The organism is Polynucleobacter rarus (genome assembly GCF_003072505.1).
Lineage (GTDB): Bacteria > Pseudomonadota > Gammaproteobacteria > Burkholderiales > Burkholderiaceae > Polynucleobacter > Polynucleobacter rarus.
Window position 1 is genome coordinate 2,650,615 of record NZ_NTGB01000001.1, and the last position, 15,488, is coordinate 2,666,102.

At 39.5% G+C, this 15,488-nt stretch carries 25 protein-coding genes and 1 tRNA gene; 19 read left to right on the forward strand and 7 right to left on the reverse strand.

The window, feature by feature from the left end; translation table 11 throughout:
• Positions 1-38: 38 nt before the first annotated feature.
• Together AOC35_RS12845 and AOC35_RS12850 are read left to right on the forward strand one after the other, a co-directional pair.
• The gene (locus AOC35_RS12845; RefSeq protein WP_108647603.1) at positions 39-758 is read left to right on the forward strand and encodes a response regulator; all 720 of its coding nucleotides are present in this window, start codon (positions 39-41) and stop codon (positions 756-758) included.
• 143 nt (positions 759-901) lie between these two features.
• Positions 902-977: transfer RNA gene (locus tag AOC35_RS12850), tRNA-Phe, on the forward strand.
• A gap of 45 nt (positions 978-1,022) precedes the next feature.
• Here the strand turns inward: AOC35_RS12850 and AOC35_RS12855 are convergent.
• The gene (locus tag AOC35_RS12855) at positions 1,023-1,418 is read right to left on the reverse strand and encodes a winged helix-turn-helix transcriptional regulator (protein ID WP_245898513.1); all 396 of its coding nucleotides are present in this window, start codon (positions 1,416-1,418) and stop codon (positions 1,023-1,025) included.
• A gap of 89 nt (positions 1,419-1,507) precedes the next feature.
• On the opposite strand from AOC35_RS12855, the gene AOC35_RS12860 reads away from it, so the two are divergent.
• The 3 genes from AOC35_RS12860 (at position 1,508) to AOC35_RS12865 (ending at position 2,635) form a co-directional block, all read left to right on the forward strand.
• The gene (locus AOC35_RS12860; RefSeq protein WP_108647605.1) at positions 1,508-1,981 is read left to right on the forward strand and encodes a hypothetical protein; all 474 of its coding nucleotides are present in this window, start codon (positions 1,508-1,510) and stop codon (positions 1,979-1,981) included.
• Positions 1,978-2,136 carry a hypothetical protein gene (locus tag AOC35_RS15555; RefSeq protein WP_159077583.1) on the forward strand — a complete coding sequence of 53 codons (159 nt, stop codon included), beginning with the start codon at positions 1,978-1,980 and terminating at the stop codon, positions 2,134-2,136. Before AOC35_RS12860 ends, AOC35_RS15555 begins: the two co-directional genes overlap by 4 nt.
• 133 nt (positions 2,137-2,269) lie before the next feature.
• Positions 2,270-2,635, forward strand: a complete 366-nt coding sequence (locus tag AOC35_RS12865) for a VOC family protein (protein WP_108647607.1) — start codon at positions 2,270-2,272, stop codon at positions 2,633-2,635.
• A gap of 101 nt (positions 2,636-2,736) precedes the next feature.
• On the opposite strand, the gene AOC35_RS12870 is transcribed toward AOC35_RS12865, so the two are convergent.
• Positions 2,737-3,006 (reverse strand): helix-turn-helix domain-containing protein, encoded by a 270-nt coding sequence (locus AOC35_RS12870; protein ID WP_425440648.1) that lies wholly within the window; start codon positions 3,004-3,006, stop codon positions 2,737-2,739.
• Between the two features lie 25 nt (positions 3,007-3,031).
• A complete protein-coding gene (locus AOC35_RS12875; protein WP_108647611.1) occupies positions 3,032-3,364 on the reverse strand; it encodes a type II toxin-antitoxin system RelE/ParE family toxin in 333 nt (110 codons plus the stop codon).
• A 238-nt stretch (positions 3,365-3,602) separates the two neighbouring features.
• On the opposite strand from AOC35_RS12875, the gene AOC35_RS15560 reads away from it, so the two are divergent.
• The 3 genes from AOC35_RS15560 to mazF all read left to right on the forward strand — a co-directional run bounded on the left by AOC35_RS15560 (position 3,603) and on the right by mazF (position 4,429).
• Positions 3,603-3,779, forward strand: coding sequence for a hypothetical protein (locus tag AOC35_RS15560; protein ID WP_159077584.1), 177 nt, complete (start codon positions 3,603-3,605; stop codon positions 3,777-3,779).
• Positions 3,780-3,845: 66 nt separating this feature from the next.
• Complete coding sequence (locus tag AOC35_RS12880; protein ID WP_108647614.1) at positions 3,846-4,088, forward strand: AbrB/MazE/SpoVT family DNA-binding domain-containing protein; 243 nt, start codon at positions 3,846-3,848, stop codon at positions 4,086-4,088.
• A complete protein-coding gene (gene mazF, locus AOC35_RS12885) occupies positions 4,088-4,429 on the forward strand; it encodes an endoribonuclease MazF (RefSeq protein WP_108647616.1) in 342 nt (113 codons plus the stop codon). Before AOC35_RS12880 ends, mazF begins: the two co-directional genes overlap by 1 nt.
• A gap of 117 nt (positions 4,430-4,546) precedes the next feature.
• On the opposite strand, the gene AOC35_RS12890 is transcribed toward mazF, so the two are convergent.
• Complete coding sequence (locus tag AOC35_RS12890; RefSeq protein WP_108647618.1) at positions 4,547-5,512, reverse strand: alpha/beta hydrolase; 966 nt, start codon at positions 5,510-5,512, stop codon at positions 4,547-4,549.
• A gap of 611 nt (positions 5,513-6,123) precedes the next feature.
• Between AOC35_RS12890 and AOC35_RS12895 the strand changes: the two genes are divergently transcribed.
• Positions 6,124-6,870, forward strand: a complete 747-nt coding sequence (locus tag AOC35_RS12895) for a hypothetical protein (protein ID WP_108647621.1) — start codon at positions 6,124-6,126, stop codon at positions 6,868-6,870.
• A 10-nt stretch (positions 6,871-6,880) separates the two neighbouring features.
• A complete protein-coding gene (locus tag AOC35_RS12900) occupies positions 6,881-7,633 on the forward strand; it encodes a hypothetical protein (protein ID WP_108647623.1) in 753 nt (250 codons plus the stop codon).
• 77 nt (positions 7,634-7,710) lie between these two features.
• Here the strand turns inward: AOC35_RS12900 and AOC35_RS15855 are convergent, their stop codons facing one another.
• Together AOC35_RS15855 and AOC35_RS15785 are read right to left on the reverse strand one after the other, a co-directional pair.
• Complete coding sequence (locus tag AOC35_RS15855) at positions 7,711-7,842, reverse strand: hypothetical protein (protein ID WP_281259288.1); 132 nt, start codon at positions 7,840-7,842, stop codon at positions 7,711-7,713.
• 18 nt (positions 7,843-7,860) lie between these two features.
• Positions 7,861-8,112: a hypothetical protein gene (locus AOC35_RS15785; RefSeq protein ID WP_245898514.1), complete on the reverse strand. Its 252-nt coding sequence runs from the start codon at positions 8,110-8,112 to the stop codon at positions 7,861-7,863.
• Positions 8,113-8,244: 132 nt separating this feature from the next.
• Between AOC35_RS15785 and AOC35_RS15565 the strand changes: the two genes are divergently transcribed.
• From AOC35_RS15565 to AOC35_RS12935, 7 genes are all read left to right on the forward strand, one after another.
• On the forward strand, positions 8,245-8,397 hold the full coding sequence (locus AOC35_RS15565; RefSeq protein WP_159077585.1) for a toxin-antitoxin system TumE family protein: 153 nt from the start codon (positions 8,245-8,247) through the stop codon (positions 8,395-8,397).
• Positions 8,381-8,743, forward strand: a complete 363-nt coding sequence (locus tag AOC35_RS12910) for an HVO_A0114 family putative DNA-binding protein (protein WP_108647625.1) — start codon at positions 8,381-8,383, stop codon at positions 8,741-8,743. Before AOC35_RS15565 ends, AOC35_RS12910 begins: the two co-directional genes overlap by 17 nt.
• Before the next feature lie 119 nt (positions 8,744-8,862).
• A complete protein-coding gene (locus tag AOC35_RS12915; RefSeq protein WP_245898515.1) occupies positions 8,863-9,189 on the forward strand; it encodes a DUF1398 domain-containing protein in 327 nt (108 codons plus the stop codon).
• Between the two features lie 410 nt (positions 9,190-9,599).
• Positions 9,600-9,965 (forward strand): c-type cytochrome, encoded by a 366-nt coding sequence (locus AOC35_RS12920; protein WP_108647627.1) that lies wholly within the window; start codon positions 9,600-9,602, stop codon positions 9,963-9,965.
• A 1-nt stretch (position 9,966) separates the two neighbouring features.
• On the forward strand, positions 9,967-11,781 hold the full coding sequence (locus tag AOC35_RS12925) for a carboxypeptidase regulatory-like domain-containing protein (RefSeq protein ID WP_159077586.1): 1,815 nt from the start codon (positions 9,967-9,969) through the stop codon (positions 11,779-11,781).
• Between the two features lie 153 nt (positions 11,782-11,934).
• A complete protein-coding gene (locus AOC35_RS12930) occupies positions 11,935-12,381 on the forward strand; it encodes a GNAT family N-acetyltransferase (protein ID WP_108647631.1) in 447 nt (148 codons plus the stop codon).
• A gap of 40 nt (positions 12,382-12,421) precedes the next feature.
• Positions 12,422-13,006 (forward strand): uracil-DNA glycosylase family protein, encoded by a 585-nt coding sequence (locus tag AOC35_RS12935; protein WP_108647634.1) that lies wholly within the window; start codon positions 12,422-12,424, stop codon positions 13,004-13,006.
• A gap of 272 nt (positions 13,007-13,278) precedes the next feature.
• Here AOC35_RS12935 and AOC35_RS15790 read toward each other — a convergent pair whose 3' ends face one another.
• Positions 13,279-13,485 carry a hypothetical protein gene (locus AOC35_RS15790; protein ID WP_245898581.1) on the reverse strand — a complete coding sequence of 69 codons (207 nt, stop codon included), beginning with the start codon at positions 13,483-13,485 and terminating at the stop codon, positions 13,279-13,281.
• Here AOC35_RS15790 and AOC35_RS12940 point away from each other — a divergent pair.
• Together AOC35_RS12940 and AOC35_RS12945 are read left to right on the forward strand one after the other, a co-directional pair.
• Positions 13,397-14,791 carry a DUF4118 domain-containing protein gene (locus tag AOC35_RS12940; protein WP_245898569.1) on the forward strand — a complete coding sequence of 465 codons (1,395 nt, stop codon included), beginning with the start codon at positions 13,397-13,399 and terminating at the stop codon, positions 14,789-14,791. The genes AOC35_RS15790 and AOC35_RS12940 overlap by 89 nt on opposite strands.
• Positions 14,788-15,477, forward strand: a complete 690-nt coding sequence (locus AOC35_RS12945; protein WP_108647639.1) for a response regulator — start codon at positions 14,788-14,790, stop codon at positions 15,475-15,477. Before AOC35_RS12940 ends, AOC35_RS12945 begins: the two co-directional genes overlap by 4 nt.
• Positions 15,478-15,488 lie beyond the last annotated feature (11 nt).

Below are 15,488 nucleotides of genomic sequence, written 5' to 3' on the forward strand. Positions count from 1 at the left end.
TTATGACGTACTAAAATTGTTTTACAGGAAGAAAAAGAATGGCAAATATATTAGTTGTTGACGATGAAATGGGAATTAGAGAGTTGCTTAATGAGATATTAAGCGATGAAGGTCATGTAGTTTATTCTGCAGAGAATGCCCAACAAGCGAGGACAGTTCGAGACCAACTTCAACCTGATCTTGTGTTGCTAGATATTTGGATGCCAGATACAGATGGAGTAACACTGTTAAAAGAATGGTCAAAAGATAATAAGTTGACAATGCCAGTAGTAATGATGTCCGGTCATGCCACTATAGATACCGCCGTAGAGGCTACTCGAATCGGAGCCTGTAATTTCTTGGAAAAGCCGATTGCTTTACAAAAGCTTCTTAAAACAGTGAATCAAGCTTTAGAACGAGTTTTACCGAAAGATGATGTATTTAAGGGTAATTCAAACGTCATTAAAGAATATTCAACGACGATGCTTGTTAGTACTAGTGATAAATCTAGCGCATTGGATTCATCAAGACAATCAATTGATGGTGAGTTTGTATCTCCAAGTGGCGCTGATGCCGAATTAAGTCCCGGTCATTTTGATTTACCGCTTAGAGAAGCCAGAGATATTTTTGAGAAGGCATATTTCGAGTACCATCTTAAGAAAACTGGCGGAAGTATGACCAAAGTTTCAGAATATACAGGTCTTGAGCGCACTCACTTGTATCGAAAGTTAAAGGCGTTAGGGATCGATGTTCGCAAAGCTGGTAACAATGGAAGTTAATTTTAAAATAATTAACTAGCCAAAGTTAAAGGCACAATATTCAAAAAATTTATTCGGTCGGATACTAAATTACAAGGTAAATATACTATGGGGGCTCTAAGTTCTTTATCTCTAATTGAACTTAAGTTATAATATTCGATTATGGCCTGGTAGCTCAGTCGGTAGAGCAGAGGATTGAAAATCCTTGTGTCGGTGGTTCGATTCCGCCCCGGGCCACCAAGTAATACCAAAACCACCTTCGGGTGGTTTTTTCATTTTGATTAATTAAGTTAAGGCGGCGTCATACTGACGACGGCATTTATAAATTTCCGTCAGATTTTCTTGTTCCCAGTTATGAACCGCTTGGTAGATTGGACCCAAACTTAATCCAAGCTCAGTCATGGAATATTCAACATGTGGCGGTACTTCAGGAAATACCTGTCTCTTGATAAGTCCGTCTCGTTCTAGTTCTCGCAGTTGTTGTGTCAACATTTTTTGAGAAATTCCAGCAACTGTCTTCTTAAGTTGATTAAAGCGAACAACGCCTTGTGATGAAAGAACATACAAGATCATGCTCTTCCACTTACCTCCAATCATTATAAAAGCATCCCTAATTTCACAACTATTCGCAGTACAGGGGCTATCAACGGAAATTTTTAATGTTTTTTCATTGGTTACCATTTGGTGCCTACTTATATATTTTTTATAGATATCTAAAATATACCAAAAGCTAATTAAAAGCTATTTTAAAAAATAGAAGAGGAAAAATGATGAAATCAACTGACATAAGAATGAGTGCCAAGATTGGTGCGATGCTTCTATTACTTTGGGGAGTTCTTCACATTTGGGTTGGTGCTGAAGGTATTCATCAGTATCTTGGTGGAGATATTCAGTCTCAATGGAACATGCTATTGGGTGGAGTTAATGGCTCAAAAGAGACTTTTCAATTTGCTGTCGATCAGATGACTTCAACTATCCATTCAAGATTGCTCATCAACTTTTGTTTAGATGTTGGTGGTTATGGCGTATTAGCAATCTTTTTATCTTGGATGCTTTGGAAACAAGGATCTTGGTTGGCTTATTGGATAGCTGTATTAGTTATTGGGATTGGTGATTTAGCATTCCTGTTCAATATGTTGTTATCAGGAATAATTGAATTGAATATCGGGACAATTGGCGGACCAGTCCTTTGGTTTATTGTAATTTCAATCACACCATTTGGTTTAATTAAAGTAAAGAGGTGATTCTTGCGACAGAGTTACTTATCTTAGCCCTGGTCGAATCCGCCCCGGGCCACCAAGAAACACCAAAACCACCTTCGGGTGGTTTTTTATTTGGATTGGCGGAAGATGAGGCTTCTACACCAAATGAAGCTCGATCTTCTGGCTCTTCACCATAATTGAGGGATGAGCATTTATCAAAACGATTAATAACTCCATTCTAACCAGGTAGTGCCAATAGTACCCTGCTTTGTTGAGGTATTTTCTTTTGAATTTGCTATGATTTAATAAATCAATTTAAAACAGACGCAAATGATCCTCGGACTCAGAACAGTAATCTACCCAGTAAATGATTTAAACAAAGCCAAAGACTGGTATTCACAAGTATTAGAAATGAAGCCCTACTTTGATCAACCTTTTTATGTTGGCTTTCGGGTGGGTGGTTTTGAGCTTGGACTCTTGCCACAAGGTGAATCATCTACTGATGGTTCACAACTTCTTTGGGGTGTGGTAGATATAGAAAACGCCTTTCAAAGATTATTAGATCTTGGTGCTCAATCACTTGAGCCAGTTTCTGATGTTGGTGAGGGAATTAGGGTTGCCTCTGTTAAAGACCCGTTTGGAAATCGATTTGGACTTATTCAAAACCCTAACTTCAATCCAAAACAAGTGAAATAGGATCAGGCATCCTTCACCCTAGTTCGATTCCGCCCCGAGCCACCAAGAAACACCAAAACCACCTTCGGGTGGTTTTTTCATTTGGTCTGGCGGATGAGTGTTTAGACTAAGTGAAGCTCGATCTTCTTACCAACTGCGGCAGCATATTTTCTAAGAGTGCTTAGACTTGGAGAATGCTTACCCGTTGCCAAAGAGCTTTCTAATCTAGCAACTGCAGGTGCTTGCGTTCCCATAAGCTTAGCAATTTGAGCCTGGGTTAATCCAGACTCTTTTCTTGCGGCAAGAATTTCATCAAGAATGGCGAACTCTTCACGATTGAGTTTATCCACCTCAGCTTTAACTGCCGAGTTCTTGAGCATTTTATTAACCATTTGTTTATGGCTTAGCGTTTTAGTTTTAATTGTTGTCATTTTTTATCTCCTTCATGCGTTGCTTAGCAAGTTTTAATTCTTTATCTGGCGTTTTTTGAGTCTTCTTAATAAAACTGTGCAGCATGACAATTTCTTGTCCTACCATCGTACAAAAGAAAACTCTCGCAATACCCTCAGCACCTTTAAGTCTTAATTCAAATAGACCACCACCAAAAGCATCGGTATGCGGCAAACCTAAATTTGGACCATACTCAATCATTCGATCAGTCAAGCCAATGTAACGAGCTTGAAGTGTTACGGGCAAATTCATGATCTCTTCTTGAACTTCTTGACTGTAATAAATGATGGAATATGCCATATCCAAATGATAACAAATTTGTTATCATGGGGCAAGGGAAAATTGTCCTTCAAAAAGACATACCTAAAGCAGGATCAAATTTCCTTGTGTCGGTGGTTCGATTCCGCCCCGGGCCACCACTGAACTACCTGAAGCACCCTAGTCTAGCGACTGGGGTGTTTTGCTTTAAGCGTAAGCGTAAAAATAATATACGCTTAAACCACTTTCCTTTGATGCTTTCTTTTTACACTGCGATCAAATGTATAAGGGTAAGTCGACAGGTAAAACTAACCCCCAGCCACTCAACCAGTCACCGCCACACCAAAAGACACTAGGGTTCTTAGTAGGCACTACCCCCAGTTTTGTTGGCTGTCCAACTTTTGGGGGGCAGTTCATTTATGATGTAGGGCCGTTATATCGACTTCTCGACCTCTAACTAACTAGTTCTAATGTTGACTTATCCCATTCGAGTATCTACAATGTAGAAACATGGGGGGGTAAAATGCAAGCAATTATAAAAAAATGGGGCAACAGCCCAGCATTAAGAATTTCAAGTTCTATCATGGAGATGGCTAATTTAAAAATGGAACAGGCGGTTAATATAAATGTGCTGAAAGGTAAAATTATCATTGAACCTATTTCGCCTAAACAACCTAGCCTTGAGGAAATGTTAGCTGGTATTACTCAAAGCAACCTCCATGCAGAAGAGAATTTTGGCCCTGCAGTTGGAAAGGAAATTTTATAGTGCCTAAAAATTACGTTCCAGATGCAGGTGATGTGGTGTGGCTAGAATTTGATCCTCAAGCAGGACGAGAGCAAGCTGGCCATCGCCCCGCTTTGGTCTTGAGTCCCGCAATTTACAATGATAAAGTGAGTTTGGCAATCTGTTGCCCGTTATCAACAAAAGTAAAAGGATATCCATTTGAGGTTGAAATAGAAATGGGTAAAACAACGAGTGTGGTTTTATCTGATCAGGTTAAATCTTTAGATTGGCGAGAACGTAAAGCAAAATTCAAATCTAAAATAACACCCGCTCAACTAAAAAAAGTACGTCAAAACATAAAAGTGTTACTTTCTATCGAGTAGCTGACACAAGGATTGAAAATCCTTGTGTCGGTGGTTCGATTCCGCCCCGGGCCACCAAAATCAAATAATGCCCTGCTTCTTGCGGGGCATTTTCTTCTGGTCCTTTAAAAGGAAAAGTTAAGTGAGCTTCATTTGTTTTAAAACTAACTTACCTAAAAGCCCATATGGATTGGCGATTGTTTCAGGCATCTCAAAATGGTTATAGTTTTGACCAACTATATAGTCAACGGGTTTACCCATATCTTTGACTGCTTTGGCGAAGTCTCTACTCTGTCTTTGGAAATCAGGTGTTTCAAGATTGCCATGAGCAACAATGATTGGAGTATTTAAAAACTCAAGATGTCTTTGGGTACTTAGAGCATCTTCCATGCTGTCAGTAAATTTCACATACGAGCTTCTAGCAGATAGTCGAACGGGTTTCAGATCATACATGCCACTACATAAAAGACCACCTTTAATGATATCCATTGGTAAGTCATAATCTTTTTTCCAATTTGTGACTAGGGTTACACCGGCTAAATGACCTCCAGAGGAATGTCCAGATAGATAGATCTTATTGGGGTCACCATTAAAGCTAGAAGCATTTTTATAAACCCAAGCAACAGCCCTTCTTACTTGATCGATCATGGGCATTAAATCGCCACCAGATTCAAAAGCGTTAATAAAATCAGGCACCACAAAATGAGCGCCCGCATTTACAAAAGTCTCGGCTTTAAAACCAAAATTCTTGGCTAATCCAGAACGCCATGCTCCGCCATGAATAAAAATATTAATAGGTGCTTTAGGACGATCGCAGAGATAAACATCAAGACCCTCTATTGGGGTTGGTCCATAAGCAAATCGTTTTGGATTGCCTAGGCGGCTACGAGTGATATCGCTATTGGAGGCATATCGACTTTGAATTTGTCTAATATTGGGAGCATAAACACTTTGATCATAAGAGGCATCCAGTTCTGCCTGATCCATATCTAGCCATACCAAGGGCCCTTTTTGTTTGGGTGGGGTTGAAGATGTAGATTGGGCAAAGGCTGAAGAAACAATTCCAGCTCCCATTGTAAAAAGTAGTGATCGTTTTGTGTTCATATTGCCCCCATTAGATTCTTGATTATGGGGGAATTTGTTAATAAAGGCAAAGAACCGGATCAAACATCCTCGGCCCTGGTCGATTCCGCCCCGGGCCACCAAAAAATACCAAAACTATCTTCAGGTGCTTTTTTATTGCCCGTTTGCTTCTAAGCTAGTTGATGGCGCATCTACCTTGAGCCTGCGTTTGAGTAGTGTTCTGCGTGCTCCATGCATTACCTGTCCTTTAAAAGGACGATTGATGTTTGATGTTAGAAATATATGACCATTTCAAATCGGCATTAAGCCCCCCTAATGAATTCTAAAAATATCAATGGAGACATTGATTGCTCCTTTAAAAGAAACTATAAATAAAAGAAGTATCTATTTGGGGGTTTAAGGAGTATGGTGAAGAAGTTGTAATAAATAAGAAAAATTTATAACTACTTATTACTTCAACCTTACCCAACGGTCTACCTCTCTTGCGAAGAAGAGTAGGGGATATCTATCAAATTAGTTTGTCAAATAACTACGATTCACAACTCCTTCATTAGCAAAAGTAAATTCATAACTTTTTGTATGTAATTCTCAGTAAAAGTGACTAGATCACAGTTGATTTATGAGCTTAGGCTTTGCTTAAAAACTTGGAGAGATTTATCCGATTCTTTTTTGTTGTATTCACCTTATTATCCCTATCTGGATTAGCTCAGACTTCAAACGACGTCAACTCTACAGGCTCTGGAGCAGCAAATACTTCAGTTGGAGGTGGTCAATCAAATCTATTGGGAAATAATATTGGTACGCAGCAGAACTTAACTAACGTGACAGGTGGATATGGCAACGTAAACACGAGTACGCCAGTAAACACCACATCAAATGTTAATTCCGTTCCAACTATGTATGCCCCAGGTTTAACGGCAGCAGGTAGCGATGTCTGCCTTGGCTCTGTATCCGCGTCAGGATCTATCTTGGGACTCGGATTGGCTGGAGGCAGCACATATGTGGACGATAACTGTGTTTTATTAAAGAACAGTCAAAGGATGGCGGCTTTAGGCTTTGGTAATGCAGCAGTAGTAATGATGTTGCAAAACAAAGATGTTGAAAAAGCGATTAGAACTTCAAGCCCATCAGTTTATCTGCAGGTATCAAAAGATAGGTTAGCTAACTTGCAGGCTGAGTTTGATGATGCAAAAGAGATGGGTGAGTCAACCTTTGATCTTGAAGAAAAACTCATCAAGGCTAATAAAGAAGTGCGCATCATTGCTAGGCGAATAAAGGCTTTCCCTGGCTTACCGGAAAAGGCAGTAGAAATTCCACTAAACCCCTCAAACGGTCAGGCTAAAACAGCCAGTGACCCAAGAGAAATCCTCAATCACTAAGGTTAAAAAAATGAAAAAGCTACTAGTATCATCCGTACTAACAATTTCTACTGCTGTATTTGCAGCTCCACCCACCGCATTTACCTTTGTGGCCCCAGCGTCGGTAGCTGTTGCTCCAGCATTAACCAACTTACTTGGAGTGGCCAATGCATTTAAAGCTGTAGGAACAGCATTTGCTTTGAATGACTCAACAGCAACTGGCTTATTAGATCAGGCCTCGAAAAATTTAACGCTTTCAGTAGATATAAAAAATATTGATACCTCAGCCATAAACTCTCCAGCTTATAACAGTACTACTGGGCAAATTACCTGGGTCAATAACTTCGCAAGCTCAGTTTCATCTTCAAATGTCTGGATTCAAACAGATACCGCTGGCTACGATACAGCAGCTAAGGCATTTCGTGATGCTGGTGGCGCATACGCGGTTACTGCAATTATGACTGGCGGATCGGGCGTAAATAATTTGCTGTCAGCTATTGATGGTACAACGCGAATAGTTAATGGTGTAAGTTATATTCCCGACAGCTCTTTTAATGCTCTAGTTACAAGCTTCAATACGGGTTTAACGGTGAGTCAAAAAATAGCTGACATGGCAACTATAGCAACTGCTTTGACCGCCATTCAAGCCCAAGCATCTGCAATAGATATTGCTGGAGCAGTAGCTGTCACTACATTAAATACTTTGGTGTTACCTGCAGCTGGTAAGAATTCGGCGTCCTATAGCACTTTAAACGATTTATTGTTATATAACGCTTTACAGTAATCGTTGATGCCTCGTGAAAAACCGAACGGTGACAATTGATTCGACCGGTTTTTTCATTTGGTCTGGCGGATGAGTGTTTAAACTAAGTGAAGCTCCATTTTCTTACCAACTGCGGCAGCATATTTTCTAAGAGTACTCAAACTCGGAGAGTGCTTACCGGTGGCCAAAGAGCTGTCTAATCTCGCTACTGCTGGAGCTTGGGTTCCCATCAGTTTGGCAATTTGGGCTTATGTCAATCCAGAATCTTTTCTTGCTGCAAGAATTTCATCAAGAATAGCGAACTCTTCAAGATTGAGTTTATCTACCTCAGCTTTAACTGCGGAGTTCTTGAGCATCTTATTAAACATTTGTTGATGAGTTAATAAGTTTTTCTTAATAGTTTTACGTTTTTTCTCAGAAACAACCTTGCTCTTAACGAAACCATCTAATGTTTGTTTCATTTCTTGAATAACCCTACTATTTTTTTCAATTGTTGCCATATTGAATTTTCCACAACCTTCTAAATAATTCGATAATTAACAATATCAGAGTGACTTTAATAAGTTTGAATATAAAAGGACCCCACCCTAATAATGGTTATTGACACCATATAATAGTATGGGTGAGATGGTTTGAGAATTGTTGGATATGACAATGAGCGTGGTAAAAGCGATCATAAGCATATTAATGAAGTTGAAGTTCCTTATAAATTTGTTACTGTTGAAAAACTTGTCGCAGATTTCTTAGCAGACATAGATAGGATTAAACATGAAAAAATCGACTAAAGTTCAAGTCCCTGTTGGCAGTCTTCAAGATATGGCAAATCGATTTACTCATGCATGGAATCTGGCATCTAAAGGAATTGAAGTAAACGAAACAAATGTCACATTCCTAGATATTCAAACGATGTTGGACACTTTATCTCCACGACGTTCAGATTTACTGAAATATTTAAGAAAAAATGGAGCTAACAATATTAAGGCATTAGCCTTAGCATTGGGAAGAGATTATAAAAATGTTCATAACGATGTAACCGTTCTTATTTCAGTCGGATTACTATTACAAGATGGACGGAAGTTATCAGCCCCATGGGATGAGTTAAGTACTCATGTATCTTTAAAAATGGCATAAGTTGGCCCTCCTTATGCTTAAAACTGTAAAGTGTGTCTCAGGTCATATAACCAAAACAACCTTCGGGTGGATTTTGATTTATAAAGTTAGATAATTGCATTCTTTTATTTAAGGTTTTTATGAATCTCAACACAAAAGAAGTAATTGAAATATGCGCACATGAATCGAATGCCGGCTTACTCACTTTTCCAGAGGTGTTGGGACGCTTAATGACAGTTGGGGTCGAGTCATATTTTGCCGACTATCGCAATCAATCAACCACTTATTATTTGTCTAGTAATGAAAGGTATATTCTTTCGATGGAAATGCCATCGATTGATATTCCAATTTCATTTAACAAAGATGGCATAGTATCAGCTATTCGCGGCGCTCAAAGTGATATGGTTAGATACCCCGAGTTTTTGAGGTTAACGATATCTGCCGGTTGTGTCGGATACATGGTTTGAATAACTGGAAAGCATGTAAGTTATTTCGGGCGACAGGGCGAAGTTCATCTAGAGCATTTTCCAAAAAGATGAGGATACTATAACTCTGTCCATTTTTATTTGGACCACCAAAATCAAATTACTCCTCTCTTGAGCAGGGCATTTTATTTGGTGGCTATTCTTTTACTTCCCATTTTGGAATAGTTGAAGTACTTGTATAAAGAAAAAGATTTACCAAAATTAATTGTTACTTGGGCTTATGAAAATAAATTTATATGAGTAATTACCCTAAATATGCTGAGTAATTTTTTATGGATTTGAATATTTAGTAAGAATTTTGCAAAGGTTTTTGTTATTTTAAGAGGTAGCTGTATTACACTAAGAAACATAAATTTAAAATTAGTTCTAAAAAGAACCTACAAGGAGACACGATGAAACGATGTTTTAAAGTTATCTTTATGTTGTGCTTAAGCACTTTTGCAGCGGGATATACATACTCTCAAACGTTAACTAAAGATCAATTAAATGGTCGTGCATTACTTGCTCAGAATTGTGGCGTTTGTCATCTTCAAATTGAAATTGGATCTAAGCCTTTTGGCCCCTATTTAAATCAAGCAACGCTTGGCGGCAATAAGGCTGCAATTCATTCAGTTATTCAATATGGAAATGAAAAGATGCCTGGTTTTAAATATACCTTGAATGTGGCGCAAATGAATGCAATTACTGCTTACATGAAAACGGTTCCAGTAAAAGAAGCTCCTAAAAAAATTGTAGACTCCCCAAACATGGATGATTAATATGAAAAAGCTATTACTACTAACCATTTCGAGTGTCTTAATTGGATTCATATCTCTAGCATCGGCACAGTCTTCAGAGGAAGTTCTAAGTGGTCAGATTATTGGGCCTAAGGGACAGAACTTGGAGGGAGTTACTGTTTCAGCTAGAGCGCAAGGAAGCACTATTACCACGAGCGTGTATACCGATTTATCAGGACATTACATCTTTCCAGCATTGCCAAAAGGGATATATAGTGTTTGGTCTCAAGCTTTAGGTTTTGAATGGAGTCGTAAACAGGTGACTCTTCAACAAAAGACTCAACTGAACTTTAAGTTGGAATTAATTACTGATTCAGAAAAAAAATATCGTCAATTGCCCCCAGAAATGTTGGTTGCAGCTTTGCCAGAAAGTAGTGATCACGATGCATTGATGAAGCGTATTTTTACTACAAACTGTACGGGATGCCATTCGCCTGCCTATCCGTTGCAATTTAAATTTGATGAAGCAGGATGGAACAAGATTATTAATTTGATGTCTGTTGTTCCAGTAAGTGGAGTATATCCAGGACCCAATGCGAAGGCAAATAGTATCTTAAAAAGACACCAAAGTGAATTGGCGCAATATTTGGCCAATGCAAGAGGACCAGGTCCAACCAGCATGGTTTTTAAAGATAGACCAAGACCAACTGGCGAGGCAGCAAGAGCGGTTTGGCGCTTGTATGACATCCCACGCAATGAAAGTGTGGGTATGAAAACAAATGAGCATTTAAATGATGGAACGGATTGGAGTAAAGGAGCGACCTCAAAAATTGGACAAATTCCACATGATGGTGGATTAGGTCTAGATGGTACGATTTACTTCTCATCCAATAGTCGTAATACGCGAGTAACTATTGGAAAAATTGACCCTAAAACGGGGGTTATTAAAAACTTAAAGTATCCAGGAATAAATGGTTTAGCAGCCTCTTCCCATGGATTAGTACGTGATACGAATGGTAATTTTTGGTTTGATGCCGATACGGGCCGCCGTGCTTTAGGAAAGTTAGATACATTAACAGACAAAATTACAGTGTATCAAACACCCGCTTCAGGTTCTCCTGTCGGAGGTGCAGTATCGGTCGATGTAGCACCTAATGGTGAAGTTTGGATTTCGAGCCCGAATGGAGCATTTAGCTTTAATCCATCGACAGAAAAATTTACAGAGTATAAATCCCTCATCCCAGGGGTTGGTCCACGGGGTAGTGGCGCAACGTATGGTGTCGCTGCAGACAAGCAGAATAATGGCTGGTGGGCACAAATGGGTATGGATACCATTTATAAATCTGATAAAGAGCACCAAAGTGCTATTCCTTTAAAAATACCTGATGTGGAGGTAAGGGGAATGTCTGCGGAAGATAGAGCATTTTATGAAAAATTTGATGGCTTAGGATTTAATGCTCCCTTACCTTACTCAGCTGGACCGCGTCGAATGGGAACTGATAAAGAAAGCAATATTTTATGGGTGGGAAATTCTTGGGGAGCAAGCCTATCAAAAATAGATCCACAAACAATGGATATTGAAACAGTTAAATTTCCAGAGCCAACGATGCAACCTTATATGGTTTATGTTGATCATGACCATAATGTTTGGGGTAATTTATGGTCTTCGGATCGAATCTTTCGTTACAACCCAGAGCAAAAGCAGTGGGCATTTTTTGACTTACCAGTTCGGGCCACAGAAATAAGACATTTATCGGTCTTAGATAAAAATGGGAAATTTGAAGTTGTAGTACCTGTTTATCGGACCAACCAGATGGGTGTTATGACGCTTAGGAGTGAAAAACAACTCACAGAGTAAGTCGAATAATTGATCCGTTTATGAATGGAAATAATAAGAAGAAAAGATCGTTTTGGTGTTCGGCAATTGCTTATGAAGATTTAGTAATTGCTGAACTGTTGGGAATGAAAATGAGTGTGGTAAAGGTGATCACAAACTCATTAAAATTGACTAATGAAATTAACCAAGGCTACTCATTCTGATATTCCGGAACTCGTTGAGTTGTTAAAGACTCTTTTTGAGCAAGAGGCAGAGTTTGAGCCTAACTCAGAAGCCCAAAGAAAAGCCCTTAGCAAAATCATTCTTGACCCAACGATTGGCATCATTTTGGTTGCTAGAGATGATAAAAAAATAATGGGGATGATTAACTTGCTGTTTACAGAATCAACCGCTCTTGGCTCTAAAGTAGCCATTCTTGAAGATATGGTTGTGCTATCTGAAGCCAGAGGGGAAGGTATCGGCTCAAAGTTAATTGACTATGCGATTAGCGAAGCCAAAAAAGAGGGCTGTAAGCGAATTACTTTACTAACGGATATTGAAAACACTCAAGCACAGTCTTTCTATCAAAAGAAAGGGTTTGTGAAATCCAAGATGACGCCCTATAGGCTTTTACTAGATTAGCCATTCTCGGGTAGTTTTTCATTTGGAGTATTCTTAACTGATGAGTCAATCCCTCTCCAAGCTCGTTAAAGAAATTCGCTCTTGTACCTTGTGCGCCAAGCATTTGCCATTGGGGCCGCGACCCATTATTCAAGTCAGTAGTTCTGCCAAAATTCTCATTGTTGGTCAGGCCCCTGGTAGCCGCGTTCATGAAACCGGAATTCCATTCAATGACCCAAGTGGCGATCGTTTAAGAGAATGGATGGGAATAAATAAAGAAGTTTTCTATGATGACAAAAAAATCGCTCTGGTACCAATGGGCTTTTGTTTTCCTGGAACAGTTAAATCAGGCGATCTGCCACCCAGATCAGAGTGTGCTGATACATGGCGAGTCAAACTATTAGAACAATTACCCAATATCAAGCTAACCATCATTGTTGGTCAATATGCTCAAGCATGGCACTTAGATAAAGGCGGTAAAGAGAATTTGACTGAAACAGTTATGGCATGGAAAGAATACTGGCCTAAAGCAATTCCATTGCCGCATCCAAGCCCAAGAAACAATATTTGGCTAAAAAAGAATCCTTGGTTTGAGGAAGAGGTATTGCCCTCTCTTAGAGGAAAAGTGAAAGCTGTATTGAAATAAGATTAGACATCCTCAACAATGGTCGATTCCGCCCCAGGCAACCAAGAATCTCAATAGCCCACTTGTTGGGTTATTTTCTTTTATGGTTAGGTTCGGTTTGTCACCATCGTTCTCGGATACCACTATCTAGAACCGTCCTTTAAAAGGACAAGTCAATTATTCATCCTTGTAGTGGTCCTGCGTCGATTTAAGCGACGCTCATCTAGGGTCGGTGCTTGTGTTGTCGTTTTAAATGACAAATTCATTTTTACGCCTTTTTTACACCAATAGATTCAAAATGATTGTGTGAATAAAAAGACAATAAATTCCTCTTTAGCAGATCGGCCACTTTTTTCTGGCTTGATATGCATTGGAATTGCATCAATTCTGAGTTTGGCCTGTACTGCTCTCTTGGGCATAGTCGATATTGCCAACATTGTGATGATCTTTTTGTTAAGCACTTTTTTGATAGCCACTTCATTGGGCCGAGATGCTGCCATATTCTCGGCCTTTATCAATGTCGTTTTCTTTGATTTCTTTTTTGTGCCCCCCAGATTCTCATTCTCTGTAGACGATAGTCAGTACCTCATTACTTTCTTAGTGATGATGATTGTCGGTTTAGTAACAGGCCATTTGGCCGCAAAATTAAAAGAGCAGATTAAAGATGTTTCAGCCAGAGAAAGGTTGGCAAAAGCACTTCAAAGTTTATCCCGCGGCCTCTTTAGCGCCCAATCAGATGAGCAGATTGTTCAAGTTTCTAAATCTGCTCTAGAAGTGCCCCTAGGTATTGAAATAGATTTATTCATTACCGAGAATCTAGATCAGTTAAAGATTGACAAGTTTGATATGCAATCTGTTGCTTGGTCGATGCAAAGTGGTACTCGGATATTTAATGAGGTTGATGAGGTGGATGGGAAATCCATCATTTATCTTCCGATTCGCTCTGAATTAAAGACACTGGGTATTCTTGTAGCATCTGATTCCACAAAGTCCTTAAGGCACTATGGTCGTGATGATTTACTACAAACCGCCGCAAATCTCATTGCGTTGGAAGTTGTTCAACTGCGTTCTGCACAAGCTCGGGAACTCAGTAAAGTAGAGGCCGCAACAGAGCGTTTGAAAAGTGCCATTCTCTCCTCCCTTTCACACGATCTTCGTACGCCATTGACAACAATGATTGGTTTGGCTGAAAGCCTACAAGAGCGTAATCAAGGAATTAATTCTCAGAGTAAGGCTGATCTTGAAACTATTCGAAGTCAGGGCTTAAGACTTTCAAGCATGATTGGCAACTTGCTGGAGATGGCAAGACTGCAGACGCAAGGCCCCACCCTTAAAAAAGAATGGCAACCAATAGAAGATGTAATTGGTTCCAGTATTAAACACTTTTCTACATCGTTTCCTAAAAGCATCGTGAAGACAAGTATTACAAGTGATGTACCGCCCTTATATTTTGATGAAGTATTAATTGAGCGGGTACTTTGCAACTTGCTTGAAAATGTCGCCAAGTATTCGCTTGAATCTGCCACCATTGAAGTGCTTGTTAGGAAGAACGAACAATTCGTTGAAGTATCTGTAATTGATGCAGGTACTGGCTTTGCTCAAGAGCCTAGTCAATTATTTGAGATGTTTGCCAGAGGAATTTCTGATACGAATAAGTCGGGCATGGGATTAGGACTTGCAATTTGTAAAGAAATTATTGAGGCGCATGGCGGCTCTATATCGGCAAAGAACAATGAATCCAAAGCTGGCTCTGTAATTACCTTTACTTTACCCATTACCGAAAATTCTGAATTGCCTAAGCTATGACTAATACAGTGACAAAAGTTTTAGTAATTGAAGATGACGCCGATATTCGGGGGCTGATTATCAAAGTGATTAAAGGTATGGATTTGATAGCCTTGGAGGCCCAGACAATTAATGATGGCACTCAAATAGCCGCCAAAGAGAAGCCCGACTTAATTATTTTGGACCTAGGTTTGCCTGATGGCGACGGTATTGCTTTTATTAATAACTATCGTAGTTGGTCTACCAATCCCGTCCTCGTTCTCTCAGCCAGAGTTCAAGAGCATGAGAAGGTAAAGGCACTTGATGCAGGCGCCGACGATTACCTTACCAAGCCGTTTGGTACCGCAGAGCTGATGGCAAGAATGCGTGTGCTACTAAGACGCTTGTCACAATCAGATACCAACACGCCAACCTTTAGCTTTGGTGATGTGAAGATTGATCTCAGTCTTCGTAAGGTTACTAAAGTTGATGAAGAAATTCATTTAAGCCCTATTGAGTATCAATTACTAAACATCTTGCTAACAAATAGCGGCAAGGTAGTGACACATCGTCAGTTACTAAAAGAAGTATGGGGCGGTCAACATACTGAAGATAACCACTACCTACGAATTTATATGGGTCACCTCCGCCAAAAGTTAGAGGATGACCCAACTCAACCGAAGTTTTTATTAACCGAAACAGGCGTTGGATACCGCCTAGACATATAACCAAGAAACGC

Coding starts and splice junctions, on each gene's coding strand:
- AOC35_RS12915 (WP_245898515.1), top strand. CDS start 8,863: ATGAATCTCAACACAAAAGAAGTAATTGAAATATGCGCACATGAATCG.
- AOC35_RS12860 (WP_108647605.1), top strand. CDS start 1,508: ATGAAATCAACTGACATAAGAATGAGTGCCAAGATTGGTGCGATGCTT.
- AOC35_RS12945 (WP_108647639.1), top strand. CDS start 14,788: ATGACTAATACAGTGACAAAAGTTTTAGTAATTGAAGATGACGCCGAT.
- AOC35_RS12920 (WP_108647627.1), top strand. CDS start 9,600: ATGAAACGATGTTTTAAAGTTATCTTTATGTTGTGCTTAAGCACTTTT.
- AOC35_RS15785 (WP_245898514.1), bottom strand. CDS start 8,112: ATGGCAACAATTGAAAAAAATAGTAGGGTTATTCAAGAAATGAAACAA.
- AOC35_RS12935 (WP_108647634.1), top strand. CDS start 12,422: ATGAGTCAATCCCTCTCCAAGCTCGTTAAAGAAATTCGCTCTTGTACC.
- AOC35_RS12910 (WP_108647625.1), top strand. CDS start 8,381: ATGAAAAAATCGACTAAAGTTCAAGTCCCTGTTGGCAGTCTTCAAGAT.
- AOC35_RS15855 (WP_281259288.1), bottom strand. CDS start 7,842: ATGGGAACCCAAGCTCCAGCAGTAGCGAGATTAGACAGCTCTTTGGCC.
- AOC35_RS12845 (WP_108647603.1), top strand. CDS start 39: ATGGCAAATATATTAGTTGTTGACGATGAAATGGGAATTAGAGAGTTG.
- AOC35_RS12855 (WP_245898513.1), bottom strand. CDS start 1,418: ATGGTAACCAATGAAAAAACATTAAAAATTTCCGTTGATAGCCCCTGT.
- AOC35_RS12870 (WP_425440648.1), bottom strand. CDS start 3,006: ATGGTTAATAAAATGCTCAAGAACTCGGCAGTTAAAGCTGAGGTGGAT.
- AOC35_RS15560 (WP_159077584.1), top strand. CDS start 3,603: ATGTATAAGGGTAAGTCGACAGGTAAAACTAACCCCCAGCCACTCAAC.
- AOC35_RS12880 (WP_108647614.1), top strand. CDS start 3,846: ATGCAAGCAATTATAAAAAAATGGGGCAACAGCCCAGCATTAAGAATT.
- AOC35_RS12890 (WP_108647618.1), bottom strand. CDS start 5,512: ATGAACACAAAACGATCACTACTTTTTACAATGGGAGCTGGAATTGTT.
- AOC35_RS12900 (WP_108647623.1), top strand. CDS start 6,881: ATGAAAAAGCTACTAGTATCATCCGTACTAACAATTTCTACTGCTGTA.
- AOC35_RS12925 (WP_159077586.1), top strand. CDS start 9,967: ATGAAAAAGCTATTACTACTAACCATTTCGAGTGTCTTAATTGGATTC.
- AOC35_RS12930 (WP_108647631.1), top strand. CDS start 11,935: ATGAAATTAACCAAGGCTACTCATTCTGATATTCCGGAACTCGTTGAG.
- AOC35_RS12875 (WP_108647611.1), bottom strand. CDS start 3,364: ATGGCATATTCCATCATTTATTACAGTCAAGAAGTTCAAGAAGAGATC.
- AOC35_RS12865 (WP_108647607.1), top strand. CDS start 2,270: ATGATCCTCGGACTCAGAACAGTAATCTACCCAGTAAATGATTTAAAC.
- AOC35_RS15790 (WP_245898581.1), bottom strand. CDS start 13,485: ATGGCAGCATCTCGGCCCAATGAAGTGGCTATCAAAAAAGTGCTTAAC.